Origin of the sequence: Spirosoma radiotolerans (assembly GCF_000974425.1) — a bacterium.
Lineage (GTDB): Bacteria > Bacteroidota > Bacteroidia > Cytophagales > Spirosomataceae > Spirosoma > Spirosoma radiotolerans.
The window spans coordinates 2,816,139-2,833,978 of record NZ_CP010429.1; the positions used below are offsets into that span (position 1 = coordinate 2,816,139).

Annotated in this window: 16 protein-coding genes; 7 read left to right on the forward strand and 9 right to left on the reverse strand. The window is 45.3% G+C overall.

Translation table 11 applies throughout. From position 1 onward, the window contains the following. Nucleotides 1-118: 118 nt before the first annotated feature. The 3 genes from holA (at nt 119) to SD10_RS11425 (ending at nt 4,499) form a co-directional block, all read left to right on the forward strand. Nucleotides 119-1,153 (forward strand): DNA polymerase III subunit delta, encoded by a 1,035-nt coding sequence (gene holA / locus SD10_RS11415; RefSeq protein WP_046573913.1) that lies wholly within the window; start codon nt 119-121, stop codon nt 1,151-1,153. 274 nt (nt 1,154-1,427) lie between these two features. Next, nucleotides 1,428-3,851, forward strand: a complete 2,424-nt coding sequence (locus SD10_RS11420; RefSeq protein ID WP_227699200.1) for a TonB-dependent receptor — start codon at nt 1,428-1,430, stop codon at nt 3,849-3,851. A gap of 90 nt (nt 3,852-3,941) precedes the next feature. Continuing rightward, a complete protein-coding gene (locus SD10_RS11425; RefSeq protein ID WP_046573915.1) occupies nt 3,942-4,499 on the forward strand; it encodes a hypothetical protein in 558 nt (185 codons plus the stop codon). Between the two features lie 195 nt (nt 4,500-4,694). Here the strand turns inward: SD10_RS11425 and SD10_RS11430 are convergent, their stop codons facing one another. Continuing rightward, nucleotides 4,695-5,489: an SDR family NAD(P)-dependent oxidoreductase gene (locus tag SD10_RS11430; RefSeq protein ID WP_046573916.1), complete on the reverse strand. Its 795-nt coding sequence runs from the start codon at nt 5,487-5,489 to the stop codon at nt 4,695-4,697. Nucleotides 5,490-5,676: 187 nt separating this feature from the next. Here SD10_RS11430 and SD10_RS11435 point away from each other — a divergent pair, with 187 nt between their 5' ends. From SD10_RS11435 to SD10_RS11445, 3 genes are all read left to right on the forward strand, one after another. Next, nucleotides 5,677-5,889 (forward strand): S66 peptidase family protein, encoded by a 213-nt coding sequence (locus tag SD10_RS11435; RefSeq protein ID WP_046573917.1) that lies wholly within the window; start codon nt 5,677-5,679, stop codon nt 5,887-5,889. A 574-nt stretch (nt 5,890-6,463) separates the two neighbouring features. Further along, entirely contained in the window at nt 6,464-7,906 is a 1,443-nt protein-coding gene (locus tag SD10_RS11440) for an FAD-dependent oxidoreductase (protein WP_046573918.1), read from the forward strand. Between the two features lie 31 nt (nt 7,907-7,937). Beyond that, nucleotides 7,938-9,626 carry a hypothetical protein gene (locus tag SD10_RS11445; RefSeq protein WP_046573919.1) on the forward strand — a complete coding sequence of 563 codons (1,689 nt, stop codon included), beginning with the start codon at nt 7,938-7,940 and terminating at the stop codon, nt 9,624-9,626. A gap of 196 nt (nt 9,627-9,822) precedes the next feature. Here SD10_RS11445 and SD10_RS11450 read toward each other — a convergent pair whose 3' ends face one another. The 7 genes from SD10_RS11450 to SD10_RS11485 all read right to left on the reverse strand — a co-directional run bounded on the left by SD10_RS11450 (nt 9,823) and on the right by SD10_RS11485 (nt 15,882). Further along, entirely contained in the window at nt 9,823-10,713 is an 891-nt protein-coding gene (locus SD10_RS11450; protein WP_046573920.1) for a helix-turn-helix domain-containing protein, read from the reverse strand. 62 nt (nt 10,714-10,775) lie between these two features. Next, complete coding sequence (locus SD10_RS11455) at nt 10,776-11,318, reverse strand: DUF1569 domain-containing protein (protein WP_046573921.1); 543 nt, start codon at nt 11,316-11,318, stop codon at nt 10,776-10,778. A gap of 11 nt (nt 11,319-11,329) precedes the next feature. Next, complete coding sequence (locus SD10_RS11460; RefSeq protein ID WP_046573922.1) at nt 11,330-12,166, reverse strand: SDR family NAD(P)-dependent oxidoreductase; 837 nt, start codon at nt 12,164-12,166, stop codon at nt 11,330-11,332. Between the two features lie 248 nt (nt 12,167-12,414). Continuing rightward, nucleotides 12,415-13,293, reverse strand: a complete 879-nt coding sequence (locus SD10_RS11465; RefSeq protein ID WP_046573923.1) for an NmrA family NAD(P)-binding protein — start codon at nt 13,291-13,293, stop codon at nt 12,415-12,417. Nucleotides 13,294-13,438: 145 nt separating this feature from the next. Beyond that, nucleotides 13,439-14,050, reverse strand: coding sequence for a DUF420 domain-containing protein (locus SD10_RS11470; RefSeq protein WP_227699201.1), 612 nt, complete (start codon nt 14,048-14,050; stop codon nt 13,439-13,441). A 544-nt stretch (nt 14,051-14,594) separates the two neighbouring features. Then, nucleotides 14,595-15,224 (reverse strand): HD domain-containing protein, encoded by a 630-nt coding sequence (locus tag SD10_RS11480; protein WP_046573926.1) that lies wholly within the window; start codon nt 15,222-15,224, stop codon nt 14,595-14,597. A gap of 64 nt (nt 15,225-15,288) precedes the next feature. Further along, on the reverse strand, nt 15,289-15,882 hold the full coding sequence (locus SD10_RS11485; protein WP_046573927.1) for a carbonic anhydrase: 594 nt from the start codon (nt 15,880-15,882) through the stop codon (nt 15,289-15,291). Nucleotides 15,883-16,005: 123 nt separating this feature from the next. Between SD10_RS11485 and SD10_RS11490 the strand changes: the two genes are divergently transcribed. Beyond that, nucleotides 16,006-16,623, forward strand: a complete 618-nt coding sequence (locus SD10_RS11490; RefSeq protein WP_148562430.1) for a TetR/AcrR family transcriptional regulator — start codon at nt 16,006-16,008, stop codon at nt 16,621-16,623. Nucleotides 16,624-16,857: 234 nt separating this feature from the next. On the opposite strand, the gene gap is transcribed toward SD10_RS11490, so the two are convergent. Continuing rightward, nucleotides 16,858-17,835: a type I glyceraldehyde-3-phosphate dehydrogenase gene (gap, locus tag SD10_RS11495; protein WP_046573928.1), complete on the reverse strand. Its 978-nt coding sequence runs from the start codon at nt 17,833-17,835 to the stop codon at nt 16,858-16,860. Nucleotides 17,836-17,840: the final 5 nt, after the last annotated feature.

Genomic DNA, 17,840 nt, shown 5'->3' on the forward strand with positions numbered 1-17,840 from the left:
CGTCAGCATGACAAAAAATACATGATGTGTTTTCTCTAATTTACTTGGTTAATTTTGTGGAGAAATGAGTTTTGGCGCTGGCAACTGCTACCCACAAACCATAAACCACAAAGTAGTTTTGATCCCTGCCGTAGACGCCCTGCTGAAGGACATCCGTAACAAACGGATTGCCCCTGTTTACCTCATTCATGGCGATGAGCCGTATTACCTCGACCGGATTGCCGACGAACTGGAAAAAGTGGCCGTGCCGGTTGCTGAGCGGGGCTTTAATCAATTTGTTCTCTTCGGAAAAGACACCGATGCCGGAGCTGTAATTAACTACGCCCGACGCTATCCCTTCATGGCTGAACGCCAACTGGTCCTGGTGAAAGAAGCCCAGCAGATGAACGGCATTAATGATAAATCGACGCAAACCTTATTTGAGGATTATGCGCTGAATCCGCTCCCCAGCACCATACTCATGTTGTGTTACGTCAGAGAAGACGGCAAACCTGCCCTCGACGAGCGAAAAGCGTGGGTAAAAGCGTTTGGCGCGAAAGGGAAACTGTTGGGCGTCAAAAAGTTATACGACAATAAAATTCCAGATTGGGTAGGGGAGTATTGCCGCGAACAGGGAACGAAAGTAAGCCCTAAAGCCTGCCAACTGCTGGCCGATCACATTGGTAACGACCTGAAACGGCTGGCCAGCGAGATCGACAAAATTCTGATCAACCTGCACGTTGGTGAAGAGATTTCGGCCGCTACGGTGGAGCGATTAGTGGGTATCAGTAAGGAATACAACGTGTTTGAACTGCAAAAAGCCCTTGTTCAACGCGATGTTGTGAAAGCCAATCAAATTGTCGATTATTTTGGCCGTAATCCGAAAGACAACCCACTGGTCGTTATCCTGGCGCAGTTATTTGGTTATTTCAGTAAGGTTATCCTGGTGCAGGCGTCCAAAGATCAAACTGATAAGGGACTGGCTCCGTTATTGGGTGTCAATCCGTTTTTCGTGAAAGATTACCTCACGGCTGCCCGCACGTTTCCACTGCCCAAAGTGGCCAGCATAATCAATGCAATTCGCCGGGCCGACGCCCGGAGCAAAGGCATCGATGCCCCGACCATGAATGAAAGCGATATTTTGCGGGAATTGGTGTTCGATATCCTGCACTAAAAAGGAATAGTTTTTTCAGGACTTTTTCATAAAAATGCCACCTCTTCGAGGGTATAGTTCTTTTATAAGAAAGCTCTGTCGCTTTTTGATAAAGCTGCTTCGGGAAACTGGGGCAGCTTTTTTAGTGCGGTCATCGGTGGGCCAGGGCGATGAGATAGACGGACAGTTAACACTAAAATAATTTCACCAATCCCGTCCCTTTTAGGTACTATCCGCTGTTTTCTCTAATATTGCAACATTGTTGCATAAATAAGGTTGTGCTTCTGGATGTACATTGAAGGCAATAGGGCGGATGAGTAGGGGAAAGAAAATAAGTTTTCTGATTGCGTTGTGGGTCGCAACGGCTTCGTGGTGTCTGGCTCAATCAGACGCCTGCGTGGCAAAGTTGCAGGGTCAAATTCTGGGTCAGGATACGAAACAGCCGTTGGTAGGGGCAACCGTTTATATTCGTGAGTTAAAAATGGGTGCCGTTGCCGACTCGGTTGGTAGTTTCCAGCTTAACCAGGTTTGTCCCGGAAAGTATACGCTTGATGTTCAGTTCGTTGGGTATATAACCAGTACCCTGCTAATTCAGGTCGGGAATGAATCCGTAGTTACGCTTGGCCCTGTACGATTAGCCTCTGACAACCAGACCTTACAGGAAGTTGTCGTGACCGAGCACCGCTCTGAGGCTCAACAGTTACTCCAAACACAGGTTAGTTTATCGGGCGCAGCCCTCGATCAAACGAGGGGGCAGTCGCTGGGCGAAAGCCTAAAAGCACTCGCTGGGTTATATGCCATCCAAACGGGGCCCAGCATCTCTAAACCCGTTATTCACGGTCTTTACAGCAACCGAATTATTATTCTCAACAACGGCATTCGGCAGGAGGATCAGCAGTGGGGAACCGAACACGCGCCACAGGTTGATCAGTTCCTGGCCTCCCGTCTGACCGTCATAAAAGGAGCGGCCAGTATCCGGTATGGCTCCGATGCGATTGGGGGCGTTATTTTGGTAGAACCGAAAGCAATGCCTACCAAACCAGGCATCGGTGGCGAGCTAAATCTGGTTGGAGCCACCAACGGCGGCATGGGCGTTGTGTCTGGCCTGATGGAAGGCGCGTTCGATAAGAAACTGACGGGGCTGAGCTGGCGCCTGCAGGGAACGCTCAAACGGTCGGGTTATGTCAAAACGCCCAATTATTACCTGGAGAACACCAGTTACCACGAAACCAATTTCTCGGGCGATCTGCACTACGATCATAAGAATATGGGTATCGAACTATTTTACAGTCAGTTCGATACGAAAATAGGCTTGTTTACGGGTGCTCAGGTGGGTAGCCTGGCCGATTTATATGCCGCCATCAATCGGCCGGAACCGCTAGCGCAGCCTGGTTTCTCGTATGCCCTCAACCGGCCCTATCAGGCTGTACAGCATGATCTGTTTAAAGCCCGTGCGCACCTTCATCTCAACGGAGGAGGCATGCTAACGGCAACGTTTGCCCGTCAGCAGAATACACGTCGGGAGTACGATTACATTTCGTTCAGTGGCATCAGTACACCTGAATTATACCTCAAACTGGTTACGCACACCGCTGATTTGGTTTGGGAGCACGCGCCCATAAAAACAAAGGCCCGAAGCCACCAGGAGGCCGGGCAGTGGTCAGGCAGCGTTGGGTTTAACGGCATCACGCAGGGCAACGTTCGGGAGTACCTGTTTTTGATTCCCAACTTCCGTAACTACGGGGCGGGCCTGTTCGCTATCGAACGCTATGCCGTTGGGCGCCTGACGCTGGAGGCTGGGGTGCGGTATGATTATCGCTGGCTCCGGGCCTATTTTCTGGATGAAGTAACGAAGCAGACCTACTTTAAAACGCATACCTGGCAAAATGCAAATGGATCGCTGGGAGCGGCTTATCAGCTTCGTCCGGATCTAACCCTCACGGCCAACTTCAGCACGGCCTGGCGTGCGCCCAACGTGGCCGATTTGTATTCCAATGGGCTGCACCAGAGCGCCGTAGCCTATGAGCGGGGCAATCCTGATTTACAGCCCGAACAGGCATATAACAGTAACCTCGTGCTGGCCTACGCAGGCAAGCGACTGAGCGGGGAAATTGGTGTTTACAACAACCGGATCGAGAACTACATCTATCTTAAGCCCGATTCGGTCCCTGTTGTCCGACAGCGGGGTGCGTTCCCATCCTATACCTATGCGCAGGTACGGGCCACATTTCGGGGTGTCGATGCGTCGATTACCTACAAGCTGACGGATCGATTTACGGTCACGAGCAAAAACTCACTCCTGTTTGCGTATAACCAGACGGATCATGATTACCTCGTCTTTATTCCTGCCAACCGGTCAGATAATAACATCCGGTACGATTGGGCGAAATGGGGGAAACTTACCAATGTCTACGTCTCGGTGAGTGGCCTGTATGTCTCCCGGCAAAATCGGGCGCCTGCCGTTACCAGTCGGCAGGAAAATGGGGCCATCATTTTTACCGGTGATTTTGCGGCTCCCCCACCGGCTTATTTCCTGCTCGGAGCCGAAGCGGGCTTTCAGACTCAAGTGGGGAAACAGCCCATCAGCGTGATCCTGAGTGGCACGAATCTGGCTAATGTGGCGTACCGCGACTACCTGAACCGCTTTCGCTATTTCGCTGATGAACCCGGACGTAATCTAATGCTGAAGGTCAAACTGCCACTTTTTGCCCGGCTATAACCCCGCGACACGTTATATAAAATGGTCCACTTTTGTGGAGTCCTTGTAAGAACAGTGACCTGAAAAAATTAAACTACAAACTTAATAATCATGAACTACCCAACGAAATCGATTCTCGTCCTCGGCTTAATGAGCCTACTGGCAGGTGCCTGTAAGAATGATGAACAAAACGTAGCCCCGACAGACGATAATGAAGCCATTACAACGGCTACCCTGGCCCTGACGAATAAAACAACGCCCACCGACATTGTCACGGCGACCATTGAAAATCTGAACACCACCGCCGACTTTAGCAAAGCCACGTTGACCCTGAAAGCGAATACAACCTATACGGGGGCGATTTCGCTGCTGGACAAAACAAAGACGCCCGCCCTAGACGCGACGGAAGAAATTAGAGAAAAACTAAATGAACACCTCTTCGTGTACACACCCAGCACCGGGCTGGCACTGACCATCACATTAACCGATAAAGATACCAATCCCGCGCCAGGGCCTTATCCGGTGGGGTTAACCACCGAAATAAAGACCGGTGCAGCCGGGTCGGGTAAATTAAAGGTTGTGCTGCGTCACCAGCCGAACGTAAAGAATGGAACCGCAACCCCAGGCTCGTCTGATCTGGATACGGATTTCAACGTTGTAATTCAGTAGTGGAAGAATGAATTTATGTAAGAAACGCCCTGATTTACTTCAAATCAGGGCGTTTGCATCGATTCGTTAGAGACAGAAATTCTCGTGCCATAACCTGTGTACCTACGTTACGCTAAAGAAATGGGTCAAATACCCTCTCTTTAATCATTAAGACAGTTTCGTTATGAGGTGTACGGTACTATATAGTAGGGCCAGTCAGGCAATGGTCTTGGTAACACCCCCATCCACCCGAACTGCGGCTCCGTTGGTTGCCGAGGCCAGTGGGCTCGACAGATAAGCCACCAGGTTGGCTATTTCCTGGGTCGTGGCAAAGCGTTTGATGATGGAGGTCGGACGGGCGTGTTTGAAGAAGTCCTTTTCCATTTCTTCTACAGACACCTTACGGCTGGCTGCCATACTGCCAATAAAATCGCCAACCCCTTCTGACAAGGTTGGGCCAGGCAGAACTGTATTAACGGTCACTTCGGTGCCGGTGGTCAGTTCAGCTAATCCTCGCGAAATGGCCAGTTGAGCCGTTTTCGTGGTGCCGTAATGAATCATCTCCGTCGGAATTTGCAGCGCCGATTCGCTGGAGACGAAAATGATTCGCCCCCATCCGTTGGCCAGCATATTGGGGAAATAATGGCGGGAAAGCCGAACCCCACTCATCACATTGACCTCAAAAAACTTGAACCAATCTTCATCGGGTATCTGAGAAAACTCCTTGGGCTCGAAAATGCCCACGTTATTGATCAGTATATCTACCTGAGGCAGTTCGGCCAACAGGGCGTTGATTTCGTCAACCTGGCTGAAATCAGCTGCAATTCCCCGGAACCGGGTACCTGGCAATTCAGCTGTCAATTGCTGGGCCAGTGCATCGACTCGGCCCTTGTTTCGGCCATTCAGGATAACTTCGACGCCTTCCTGAGCCAGTGTTTTCGCAATAGCCAGCCCAATGCCAGCGGTTGATCCGGTTACCAAAGCAGTTTTGCCGCGTATCTGCAAATCCATTTTATTACGAGTTTAAAGATTTAGTTTTTTAATCAATTGGGCCTAATGCCTACAGGTTTGGTTTACACGACTGTTCGGCCATTAAGCGCTTGTGGCCGTCATGTATTGTGTTTGGGAACAACAAATTCAGCGGCAGTTCGTGCCCTAATCCACTAATTAATCTTAATGTTGTGTTCAGTACATACTCTTGGGCAGGCCCGATAACAACGCTTATGTAAAGGAGTACAATGATGAATTACTGAAGGTGCTTCAGGAAGAGGAATCAACGGCTATGCCTGTCATTACGGAAATGAACTTTGGTCATACGTGTCCGGTTTTTAGCCTCCCCTATGGGGCAATGGCTCAAATTGACTGTACCTCGAAAACGTTTAGTAGAGTAGAAAGTGGGGTCGAAGCTTAAGCGCCCCATTTTAGAGGCTGATTCACAAAGTTTTAGTTGTCTCACTTGATAGCCTTCATAAAATGTTCCTTTTGGATACTAGTCTTAATTTTTTAATATCTGTTCACATTAATCAGCGTCATACGATTGACAACCTATATCCGGCTAAGACAGAACTATGTTGGCTTGATTGGAATTGGACGGTTTTGTGAACGAATTCTATCGATCGGTCAAAGTTAATTGCCTCATTTTCACTATATTGGCAAATTCAGGCAATAATAAGTATTGACAGTTAACCGAGCGGTTTTGAGTAGGGGATGTGTATTTTGACTGTTGACTTGTTTTGATACTAGTCAACAATAATCTATAACATACGAGAATGCCAGGGGTGTGTAGAGTTTACGAACGCCTTAATAATAGTATAAAGTTACCAAAGTTAATAAAAAGGGACTTTTGGACTTGACAAAAAGCTATTAAATTGTGCGCTAAACTTAGTTTCTACGCTAATCCATTCCAATGCTGATCCGCAAGAGATTTATGGTGTGTTCGAGAGACAAAAAAGTTTTAACTAAAAAAGCCATAAATAATCTTTCGAATGAGTGAAGTTGTAACATCTAAACGAATTGCAATTATTGGGGCCGGACCTGCCGGTATGACAGCAGCGTATGAATTAGCTAAAAAAGGATACCAGGTCGATATTTACGAAGCCGAAAATAACGTCGGTGGTATGAGTAGAACAATTCAGCTATGGGACTGTTTGGTCGATCTGGGACCGCATCGTTTTTTTAGCACCAACCGACAAATCAATGAGCTATGGTTGGAAGTAGCGGGCAACGACTATCACATGATCGACCGCCAGACGCGCATATTTTACCGGAATCATTTTTTTGATTACCCTCTCAAACCATTCAACACGTTTTCTAATCTGGGCTTGCTGGAAACCGTAAATAGTGTGATCAGCTACGTTTACCAACAGATTTTTCCAGTTCCCAACAATGGAGATTTTGAAAGCTGGGTAATCAACCGTTTCGGTAAACGGCTCTACGAGATGTTTTTTAAACACTATTCAGAAAAATTATGGGGAATAAAGTGTACTGAACTCGATGCTGACTTTGCGGCCCAGCGAATTAAAAAGCTCTCGTTATACGAAGCCGTCCGCAACAGCCTCACCGGCAATAGTGGTAAGCACCAAACGCTGGTTGAACAATTTGCTTATCCTACCCAGGGAACGGGTATGATCTACGAGCGAATGGCCCAGTACTGCCGGGACCATAAGGGACGGGTATTTCTCAATACGAAAGTCCGCCGAGTACTCACTGAACAAGAGCAGGTAGTGGGTCTGGAATTAGCCGATGGTACCACCGAGCGCTACGATGCGGTTATCAGCACCATGCCGATTACCAGTCTGGTAAATACCCTTGACGGTGTGCCATCTTCGGTCAAAGAGTCTGCAGCCAAATTAACGTTTAGAAACACGATCCTGGTGTATCTGCTGGTTGAAGGGGATCGTCTCTTCCCCGATCAATGGTTGTACGTACACTCGCCGGAACTGCAAGTTGGTAGAATCACTAATTTTCGCAATTGGGTGCCTTCGCTTTATGGCTCCTCGAAAGATACCATCTTAGCCCTCGAACTTTGGTGTAACAACGATGACGAACTTTGGCACCGCTCGGATCAGTCATTGATTGAACTGGCTACGGCCGATTTGCGGAAAACAGGCCTGATCGCCAATAAAAAAGTGCTCGATGGCCATATACATCGGGTTCCGCGCTGTTATCCTATCTACGCTAAAGGGTATATGGATGCTCTGACTCCGGTACAGAATTATCTCAGCGGCATCGCCAATCTATATCCCATTGGCCGGTATGGTTCGTTCAAGTACAACAATCAGGATCATAGCATCCTGATGGGTATTCTGGCCGCCCAAAAGCTAACCACAGACCAAGACCAACAAGTGGATCTATGGGCGGTGAATACCGACTACGAAACCTACCAGGAGAGTACCGTTATTACAGAGACAGGATTAATAAAACAGTAATTTCCTTAAGCAATTATTGCCTCAATGGTGAATGATACGTTTTGATAAATGGCTTTCCGTACTCACTTCGTTCGGATTCTTATTAATAATAATCAGCTCGTTACTATTTGTTTATCAGTACCTTGGGGGAACGGCCAGTAGCCGGCGCAGGCAATGGGGCTGGGGGGCTGTTTTTGGTGGGCTATTGCTGCTCATGCGCTTGCCATTTATTGCCTACAATAGGGAACTGGAAGTTGACGAATCCCAGATGCTTACTCAGGCGCTGAGCCTGACTAAATACATTCACTACTGGAACGATGTGGATGGCCTTACCCAAGGTCCGCTGGTGAGCTATTTACTGATCCTGCCTTCGTGGTTTGGCGGGTCTTTTGATTATATTTCGGCCCGGTTGGTAGGCTTTGTGCTGTTGAGCCTTACGTTGCTTTTCACCTATCGAACGGTCCATAATCTGTTTGCCGCACCGGTTAGTTTAGCCGTGTTTGTACCCACCGCGTTTTTTTATCTGCTGGTTCAGGGATGGTTTTGCGAGTTGTATAATGAATACGTCGTATTATGCTTACTGGCTATTACTTTCTGGTTGTTCTCAAGCTTATATAATCAACCCTATCCGACGTTTGGCGTTCTGCTGGCTCTGGGTTTTGTATCGGGGCTTGTTCCCTTTGCCAAATTACAGGGGGTGCCCACGGTGCTGGTTACGTTGCTATTCACGGCACTGATCATTCTCTCAAAGAGCCCTAAAAAGATCCTTTCCTTGCTTGTTCTGCTGGCGGGCTGTTTATGTTGCCCGCTAATTGTGCTGGTTCTTACGCTATTGAACGGATCGTTCGATTATTTTCTGAACTTTTACCTGATTGGTAATTTCCAGTATTCCTACGGAGGGTCTATTTGGCAGAAAGCGCTGGACTATCCCACATTTTTGCAGCATTCGGGGCAGTTTATCGATCTTTTCATTACGTACGCAGTGCTGATTGCGGCATATCTCTGGGTTAGTATCCGGTCGTCTTTTCGGTTCAATATCCGGTCATTTCTGGTCTGGTTTGGCTTACTGCATGTACTGACGGGTTTTTACGAAGCCATTAAATCAGGCTACCAATTTTATCATTATCAGCAGTTTCTTATTATACCGCTGGCTCTCCTTAGCGGAGCACTTTGGGATGGTTTTTACGCTACCCGGCAAGTGCCAGCCCCAAAGGTGCGATTGATTCTGGCGGGCTGGGTGCTGCTTTGTTGTCTGCCCTACGGAATAGACAGGTTGGTTCTGTTCGCTAGCTCTGCGAGGCCTGTCACCATCCGTTTATACGATTTGGGTCAACCGATACCGGTGTCGCCGATTTCTAAAAAAATCCTGAGCTACACCCGCCCAGGCGATGACCTTACCCTATGGGGCTGGTTTCCGGCGTATCACATCGAAACACAACTCAGCCAGGCAACCGCTGATAACATTACTTTCCGAGTTCTCATGCCGGGACCGCAGCAGCAAAGACACCAGGCCAGGTTTCTGGAAGATTTAAAAAGGCACCGCCCGGCAGTTTTCGTTGATCTGGTTAATCGTACTCATTCGTTCTGGTTTTTAAATCCAGACGTGTTCGGTCATGAACAGGTTGTACCCATTGGAACGTATATCCAGACGCATTATCAACACGTTGCCACGATAAATGATGAACGGGTTTATGTTCGTAAAGATCGGCTCAGAGAAAGTGAATTGCCCAGAAGGCACTAGCTTATTGATCTACAACTTATCCTTCAGGTTAAACAGGTTTGCCGTTTTTGTGGCTACTCATTGGACACTCTTTTCGATAATAGACTGATTGTCTCTACTTGTCCACGTATTAACCATAAAACACGTTGCTAAGTGTGTAAATCTGCTCCCCGTTAGAAGAATATCAATTGGAACGTATAGTTTAGCATTCGGAAGCTTAATTTAAAAGTACATTTTTGAAGTCTTTCGGACTTTTACCAACTTCCTTTTTAAACAACTTCGAGAAATAAGACATATTCTCAAATCCTAACGATAAAGCGATTTCGGACACATTATATTCAGACTCCCTAAGTTTATTTTTTGCAACATTGATGAGTGCAATATGAATCAACTCCTGAGCAGTTTTGCCGGTCTCAATTTTTAAGGCATTACTCAAATAACGTGGTGACATGTTTAGCGCTGAAGCCAGATAAGCTACAGTCGGAAGGCCTTCTTTGTAGAATTTATCTTCATGTATATAGTCATCCAAAAGTCTATTAAAAGTAGTAACCGTTTTACCACTTAATTCTTTCCGGTTGATAAACTGCCTTTTATAAAATCGCTCCGCGTATTTTAACAGCGAATGAATATTTACGAGAATGATATCCTTACTGAACTCGTCCTGGTTATTCGTATATTCTGATTCTATAGATTCGAATAACCTGGCAATGACTTTCTCCTCTTTCGGGGCCAAGTGCAATGCCTCGTCTGTTTCATAATCGAAGAAGGCGTATTTTTGAATTTCGCTCTGGAGTACATTGCCCAATAAGAAGTCTTCATGAAAGAGCATGATAAAGCCATCCTCTTCCAGCTCAAGATTTTTAATTTCGATCACCTGACGTGGTTTCCAAAACACCATCGATCCTTTTTCATGATCGAATCGTGTACGGCCGTACAGCCAATGACCACCTTTGATGTTTTTTAGGCCAATCATGTAAAAGTCACAAGTGAACTCTTTGAAATTTAAGACAAGTCCCGGAGTGACGCGTATTAAGCTTAACATCGGATGTTCCGGGGCGCTTAAGCCGTTCTCACGGTGCATTTCACTCAAAGATTTAAAATGTTTCATAACACGATGGTTTAAGCTTAATTATTATCGCGTCTATTTACGTGACAAACAATTGGTCTTCGTTAAGCACTGAATTGCCTAAGGTGATAATCAAAATGGATCTGTACCAATTTTCCCCATTGCCAGCGGGTTAGTTTACCCAGCAACGGGTGTGCTGACCAGCTTTCGGTTGGCGTTTTCCACGCCTTTTCCAATATAGTTAATAACAATTCTTTCTCAGTATTCAGATCGAACCACTGCTCATGTGGGATGACGAAATTTAACGGCATCCGCAGGCCTCTTGGTTGTTCGGGGAAGAAATCAACCAGTATCCATTTGAAGAGGGTTCGGCTTAACCAGTAACTTTCATCTGGCAGATCAAAGAAACCTAAGACACCGCCAAGGGACAAGGACAGATGGTGCAGCATTTGTGCTGCACTCATCGTTCCCCACACCCTTTTTGAATCTGCTGTGATCGTCTTTATCCGCTGCTTTAATTCATCCTGCATTTCTTTTTCATAGAATTTGTTACCGTCTACTTGTGGTAAAAAAAATGCTTTGGGGAAATATTTAACGATGGCAACTGTCGAATACAACAATTCTTGATTTACGATGCTGCGTTTCATGATAAACCAGGTTAAATTTCTGTTGGTGTGAACCGATCTGCCCAACCCTCAATTTCAGCACTGATTTTATCGCGATTTGTCCGGTAAGTTTGCAGCGAATCCCGGCCAACAGGCAAATGTAGGGGAGGATTCTCAACGGCGGCTAATTCAATAACAACCTTCGCTAACTTAGTCGGATCGCCGGGCTGATTGCCGTGTAATGCGGCAGGCACGTTTTTCATCTGTCCAACGGCTGTATCATCATAGGCAGCTATAGCGTTAGCAGCCAGCGAATAAGATCCTGAATTCAGAAACTGTGTGCGAAATAAACCTGGTGCCAGTGCGGTAACTTTAACATTAAACGGAGCGAGTTCAAGGGCAAGGCCCTCAGAAATACCTTCTATGGCATATTTGGTAGACCCATATAAAGCCCAGGCAGGTAATGCACCGTATCCAAAAAGAGAAGATATATTGATGATATGTCCGGATCTTCTTTCTCTGAGATGCGGCAATACGGCCCGAACAATGTTTAATACGCCGAATACATTGGTATCGTATTGCTTCCTTACTTCTGCATCAGAAAGTTCTTCAATTGCCCCGACGATGCCGAAACCAGCGTTATTGACTACAATATCTATATGTCCAAACTTTTCGATACTATCGCTAACCGCTTTCTTAACTTCTGCTTCATTTACTACATCCATGGTAACGACGTGTAAATCAAAGGGTGCGCCAAGGCTATTTGTTAAGTCAACTGCATTACTGCGAACGGTAGCGATTACTTTGTCACCGGCTTCAAGGGCAGTTTTGACGATCTCAAGGCCAAAACCTTTACTGGCACCTGTTACAAACCAAACTTTTTGTTTCATGATTGAAAATTATTTGTAATTAACAATTTATTTTTTAGCAACCCTGCTTGTGAAATTGCTTCTGGTAATTGTATAATCAAAGGTAGGCTAGTGACGATTGCAACTGCTAACACTAATGTTCGAATTACTACTACTTATTTACATGACTTGATAATTTATAATACTTGCAAGCTTAAAGGAAAAACCCATCCTGTCTTAGTCGGATGACTTCCAGGATGGGCGTTTTAATTATTAAACAATTACCAAGGTCAATTAAATATTGCTTTGTTCCGGATGAAAAAATCAGTTAGCGTCGTTGGTGCATTTCCGGTAATTTTTTCGATTAAATCGTTGGTTCCCGCAAAAATTCCATTCACGCAATCTTCTGCAACATGCGTCACATGCTGAATGAAATGTTCGCTTGCTGGCTTTTTAGAATTGATCTCAAAAAATTGTTCTATGGTTACTGGCTTGTATGCAACTGTTCTACCTAATGCACCTGAAATAACTTCAGCCATCTCAAATACATTATATTCTTTTGGACCATATAGTTTAAGTACCTTGCCGCCAAAATTTGCTATATCGGTAGCGGCCTTAGCGACAACCCGGCCCAAATCAGCAGAATCAACAGGTGCCCAACGTCCGTTCCCAAAAGGCAGTACGATTTCGCTATTATCTTGAATTAGGTCGCGGATATAGAGAAACCAGTCATCAAAAAAAGTAGGTCTCAAGTGCACCGTAGGAATACCTGTAGCATTCAAGATCTGCTCTCCAACCCAATGGTCCTGGGCCGCGTTACTTTTAGCTTCCCGTCTCGCGGATATCTGGGACATGTTGATAATGCCTTTCAAACCATTTTCTTTAGCAGCTTGCGCAAAATAGGCAGTTGCTTGTAATACGCCGGGAACTAATACCGGAAAACATAGGTAAGCCGTATCAATGCCCTTCATGGCTGCTGAGATATCATCAAGATTTAAGAAGTCACCTAATACTACTTCGACACCCTTGGCTTCAAGTTGTTTTGACCGTTCATCTTCGCTGTGAACCATGGCCCTTACCGGGTAACCCATTCTTAAAAGTTCATCAATTGCGGCTCCTCCGCTTTTGCCGGTCGCGCCGGTTATTAAGACCTTAACTTGCTTTTTCATGTTGAAATACCTTTAGTGGTATGCTTGAATTTGCATAGTCAAAGGTAGTTTCAACGCGATGGCGGGTGCTAACGCGAATTTCAGTATTACTAGCACTTTTCTACAGACGTAAGAAAACAAGTTTAGAGGGTAATCCAATACTCTATTACTTACTATAGTAAGGCGATATCAACAAGTAGACGATGACGCCTGTGGAACTCACATACAGCCAGATAGGCATCGACCAGCGGGTGATTTTCCTGTGTAATTCGACTTCCATATTCAGCCCCCTGCTGATCGAAATCAATGCTAAGGGTACGATGACAACAGCCAGTAGGATATGTGTGATCAAAATAAAATAATAGATATACCTAATGGCACCTTGTCCGCCAAATTTTGTTGACGGCGTGGTGAAATGATAAAGTAGGTACGACACTAAAAAAAACAGAGTACTTAAAAAAGCGCTCCATATTAGGTTACGATGTTTCGGGATATTTTTTTGCTTAATAGCGAGGAGTGCGAGTAGTAAGAAAATGAATGTTAGCCCATTCATGATGGCTTCCAACAAGGGCAAATAAGAAAAATCATAATCGCTGAATCTTTCTTTGTGCGGAAAAAAGATGACGAATATGATCAGTCCATTTATTTCTAATGCAAGCGTCCAGATCAACGGTTTGTAATTTCTAATCACGGTTGCTGGATTTAGTTTCAAAAAGTTGTGCATCTGATTTAAAAAGCTCTCAGATATGGCCGGCTGGTTAGTGGCGAAAACGGCCATGGAATGTTGGCCAATATGATTAGTAGCCCGATCGTAAACCAAATAGCCATGGTTTTGAATTTTTCCTGGCTGTTCTGCTTACGTTTTGCTGTTGCCGAGCCAAAAGATATAACTACGATAGCTAAGACCATCATCGTACTATGCTCCATTCCAAAAAAACGGATCTCTCTATGGCCGACCGCGTTGCGGTAATGATGAAGGAAATAGTTAATGATCGGACTTACCGAATATAACCAGATGCCAATAGCAAGCTGTAGATGTGTTATAGTAGCTGTCCAGTGCCGGATAGCATTGTCTTTTGACGTAAAGGGCTTTTTCGAGTACCACCCTTGCCAAGCACGGAAAATCGAATAAATTAAACTGGTCAAAACCAGCCAACGCAGCAGGGAATGGAGGGCTAAAATAGGTGAATACATTTAATAACGTAAGAGGCAAAGCTAACTGCAACGTACAAAATGGTATGTTGCAGTTAGCGGTTTAGTTTAAACAAGTCTCTCCCCCGCAAATTTCTGCTGGAGAGAGGCTTGTTGATCCTTATAACTTATTATTCGTCAAAGGGGGCACTACCTAAAAAGTCTTCCGGCTTTGGAATTGGCAGTGTGCCGGTACGATGGTGTTCGATACAACTGCATAAGTGGAAGCGGTGTGGATATGGTTGTTTGCTGTCAAGCTCTTTTGTAAATACTTCCAAAAAGCCACGCTTAAAACCGACACGCGGATAATAGTGTACTACCTCAGCGACGTCTTTGGGATTAAGACTGACCTCCGGAGGTAAACTCGTAAGATCGAAAAGTATACCAAACTGCATCATGCGTGTGGGCTCATCTTTAAACAAATTCATATCGCCGACGTGCAACGCAATGTTGTGCCATACCTGCCATGTTCTTTCCTCAGCCACACCTCTTTCCAAAAGAAAATTGCGTGCAGCATGTGCACCTTCAATCTCAAACCGGTTAGGCCCATGTCCTGCTTCAGTAAATCCCAGATCATGCAGTACGGAAGATACGAACATGAGTTCGTGATCAATTTTTACACCTTTTTGCCTGGCGAATAACTCTCCAAAATAATAACAGCGCATAACGTGGTTAAATAACACATCGCTGGATACGGAACGAGCAAATTCTTCGGCCTGGCGTGCTATGGTGGAATCAGGTGGTCTGATGTCTAAAATCATAGTAAATAGGTGAGACCGGCGTCAAAGGCAGATAAACCAGCCGATGGAACCGCTCTGGGTCACGTTATGCGTTTCTTTCTTCGGCAGGCACACGAACGACCTCAGTAAGCTGACCTGAGTTGATCTCATAAAAGAAACCGTAAAGGTTCAGGTGTTTAGGGACAAGCGGGCTATTAGCCAACAGTTCTATGTCGTGTTTGATGGTCTTTTCGTAATCTTCGATGGCCATATCCTCGTGACCCCACAGGCCGGAAATGTCAACATGGTGATGATCGTGGAACTTTTCTATCAGCAGTTCCGGTGTATAAGAGGTCATACCGCAGAATGAGTGATGGACGATGACCACATTCTTATAATGGAACAGGTAATCCATAGTTGCGATTGATTGCAAAGATTGTAAGGCGCGGCCACCTCCGTTTGATAAGGTAAACAGGGTACGGGTATGACCGATACGCACCCCATTCTCATCTACTTTATTTTCTCCCGGGTAGACCTCATCCCCCAAGTAATCGGCTACTGCTTTAGGGATTTCTGAGGCTCTTGGATCGAAGCAATAGATCACCATCGTTTTCATTGGGATAGCTTGGTCGAAGCCATCGAAGTTGTTTTGGTCGAATCCTGGGAGGTTCCTAAATTCGAATTGGCTGAAATCTGTCATTTTCTAATCTCCTTTATTTAAACTGTGTTTATTGATTAACTTTGCCAAAAGTATACAGGTCTGTTTACTTTTCAAAATAAAATTAGACAGATCTGTTTACTTTTGGCAAAGGGCGACTAAAAAATGATGATGAAGACCTCTGATACAGAATTTAAAGATTTACGCACCGTGGAGATGGCCGGCCTGAAACCCAGACAAAGGATTTTAAAAACAGCTTATGCCTTATTTAACAGCTATGGTTTCAATAATATTGGTATTGACCGGATCATAGCGGAGAGTGGTGTATCGAAACGTTCTTTTTACCAGTATTTTCCCTCGAAGACTGATCTGATGGGAGCTTGTTTAGATTTCAGGGAAGCACTTCGTTTTATGGATCTGGAAAAGCGGGTTGCCTTGTTCAACGATGATCCGAAGCAGGAAATATTGGCAATTTTTGATTCGATGTATGATTGGTTCGCCGAGGAGGACTTTAATGGCTGCGCTTTCAATCGTGGTTTGAATGAGTTTAATTATGCCGATTCTGAACCTTTGCGCAAAAAGGTAGATCATCACTTCAAACAATGGGCTGACTTTATTAATGTTCGTTTGGCTAAACTTACCACTGCTGAAAATTCAGAAGTACTGCTTGCGCAATTATTAAGCCTGGTTACCGGAGCACCTATTATTGCAATGATATCCGGTAAACGCGAGGTGGCTTTATTCAATAAGCAAGTCGCTGAAGCTCTTTTATCAGAACTTTGAATTGACTGCGTAGTTTTTCGGGAAGTCCAAGATACCGGTACACAATAGCGCAGTTTTGGGTATGTATACCGGTATCTACGTTTCAGTTATACCACAAGGTGTTTTTTTGCATTAAACTCATGTTTTGCTTTCAGCGATTCAATGTATCTATCATCTTGATAATGTTAAATTTGCTGGTAATCTGAATAGCCTGAAAAAGAAGAAATGGTACAATTATGATCGATGTTCATTTTATCAAATCAGCGAAATTAACTCGGCAATCCGGTTAGATATCCCTACTTCGTTATCATACCAGGCAACTACTTTTATATGTTTACCTATGACTTTTGTCATTCCGCCATCGACAATAGAAGAATGCGTGTTGCCTAAAATATCTGAAGACACAAATTGCTCTTCCGTGTATTCCATAATGCCTTTAAGCGTCGTGTCTGCATACCGTTTCAGTACTTCATTTACTTCAGTTGCTGTAACGTCTTTTTTTAAATTAATGGAAAGGTCAACGATGGAGCCATCGATCACCGGTACCCGGTAGGAATAGCCGTCCATTTTTCCTTGCAGATTAGGTAATACATTACCGATTGCTTTTGCCGCACCTGTGGTAGTTGGAATGATGGAGTATGCAGCTGCCCGTGCCCGGCGAAGGTCTTTATGCGGAGCATCCTGCAAATTCTGGTCGGCAGTGAATGCGTGAACGGTTACCATATAACCTGATTCAATGCCAAACTCTTTATCAAGTACAAATAAAACAGGCGCAATACTTCCGGTGGTACAGGACGCAGTTGAATAGATTTGATCACCACCTATTAACTCATTATTCACGCCATGTACAATTGTTTTTACACCGCCTGTCGCTGGCGCGGTGATCAATACTTTTTTTGCCCCTGCATCAATATGGGCCTGCGCGGTCGCCTTGTCTGTAAAACGGCCAGTTGATTCTATGACCGCATCGACGCCCAGGGAAGCCCAGGGTAGTTTTGCCGGATCTTTTTCTTTATACATAGCGATGCTTTTACCGTTAACCTTCAAAGTCCCGCCATCCGCAATAACTTCACCCGGAAAACGACCGTGTGCCGTATCGTATTTCAATAGATGAGCGAGTGTCTCTACATCTGTAAGGTCATTAATGGCGACTACTTCTACCTCGGTTTGTGCTTGGAGCGCGCGTAAAGTCATGCGGCCAATGCGGCCAAAACCATTGATTGCAATTTTCATATTGG

What these genes read in the sequence shown, in the direction of transcription:
- SD10_RS11460 (WP_046573922.1), bottom strand. Translation starts at nt 12,166, where the DNA reads ATGAAACAAAAAGTTTGGTTTGTAACAGGTGCCAGTAAAGGTTTTGGC.
- SD10_RS11425 (WP_046573915.1), top strand. Translation starts at nt 3,942, where the DNA reads ATGAACTACCCAACGAAATCGATTCTCGTCCTCGGCTTAATGAGCCTA.
- SD10_RS11445 (WP_046573919.1), top strand. Translation starts at nt 7,938, where the DNA reads ATGATACGTTTTGATAAATGGCTTTCCGTACTCACTTCGTTCGGATTC.
- SD10_RS11480 (WP_046573926.1), bottom strand. Translation starts at nt 15,224, where the DNA reads ATGATTTTAGACATCAGACCACCTGATTCCACCATAGCACGCCAGGCC.
- SD10_RS11455 (WP_046573921.1), bottom strand. Translation starts at nt 11,318, where the DNA reads ATGAAACGCAGCATCGTAAATCAAGAATTGTTGTATTCGACAGTTGCC.
- SD10_RS11465 (WP_046573923.1), bottom strand. Translation starts at nt 13,293, where the DNA reads ATGAAAAAGCAAGTTAAGGTCTTAATAACCGGCGCGACCGGCAAAAGC.
- SD10_RS11490 (WP_148562430.1), top strand. Translation starts at nt 16,006, where the DNA reads ATGATGATGAAGACCTCTGATACAGAATTTAAAGATTTACGCACCGTG.
- SD10_RS11440 (WP_046573918.1), top strand. Translation starts at nt 6,464, where the DNA reads ATGAGTGAAGTTGTAACATCTAAACGAATTGCAATTATTGGGGCCGGA.
- SD10_RS11430 (WP_046573916.1), bottom strand. Translation starts at nt 5,489, where the DNA reads ATGGATTTGCAGATACGCGGCAAAACTGCTTTGGTAACCGGATCAACC.
- SD10_RS11470 (WP_227699201.1), bottom strand. Translation starts at nt 14,050, where the DNA reads ATGGCCGTTTTCGCCACTAACCAGCCGGCCATATCTGAGAGCTTTTTA.
- gap (WP_046573928.1), bottom strand. Translation starts at nt 17,835, where the DNA reads ATGAAAATTGCAATCAATGGTTTTGGCCGCATTGGCCGCATGACTTTA.
- SD10_RS11450 (WP_046573920.1), bottom strand. Translation starts at nt 10,713, where the DNA reads ATGAAACATTTTAAATCTTTGAGTGAAATGCACCGTGAGAACGGCTTA.
- SD10_RS11485 (WP_046573927.1), bottom strand. Translation starts at nt 15,882, where the DNA reads ATGACAGATTTCAGCCAATTCGAATTTAGGAACCTCCCAGGATTCGAC.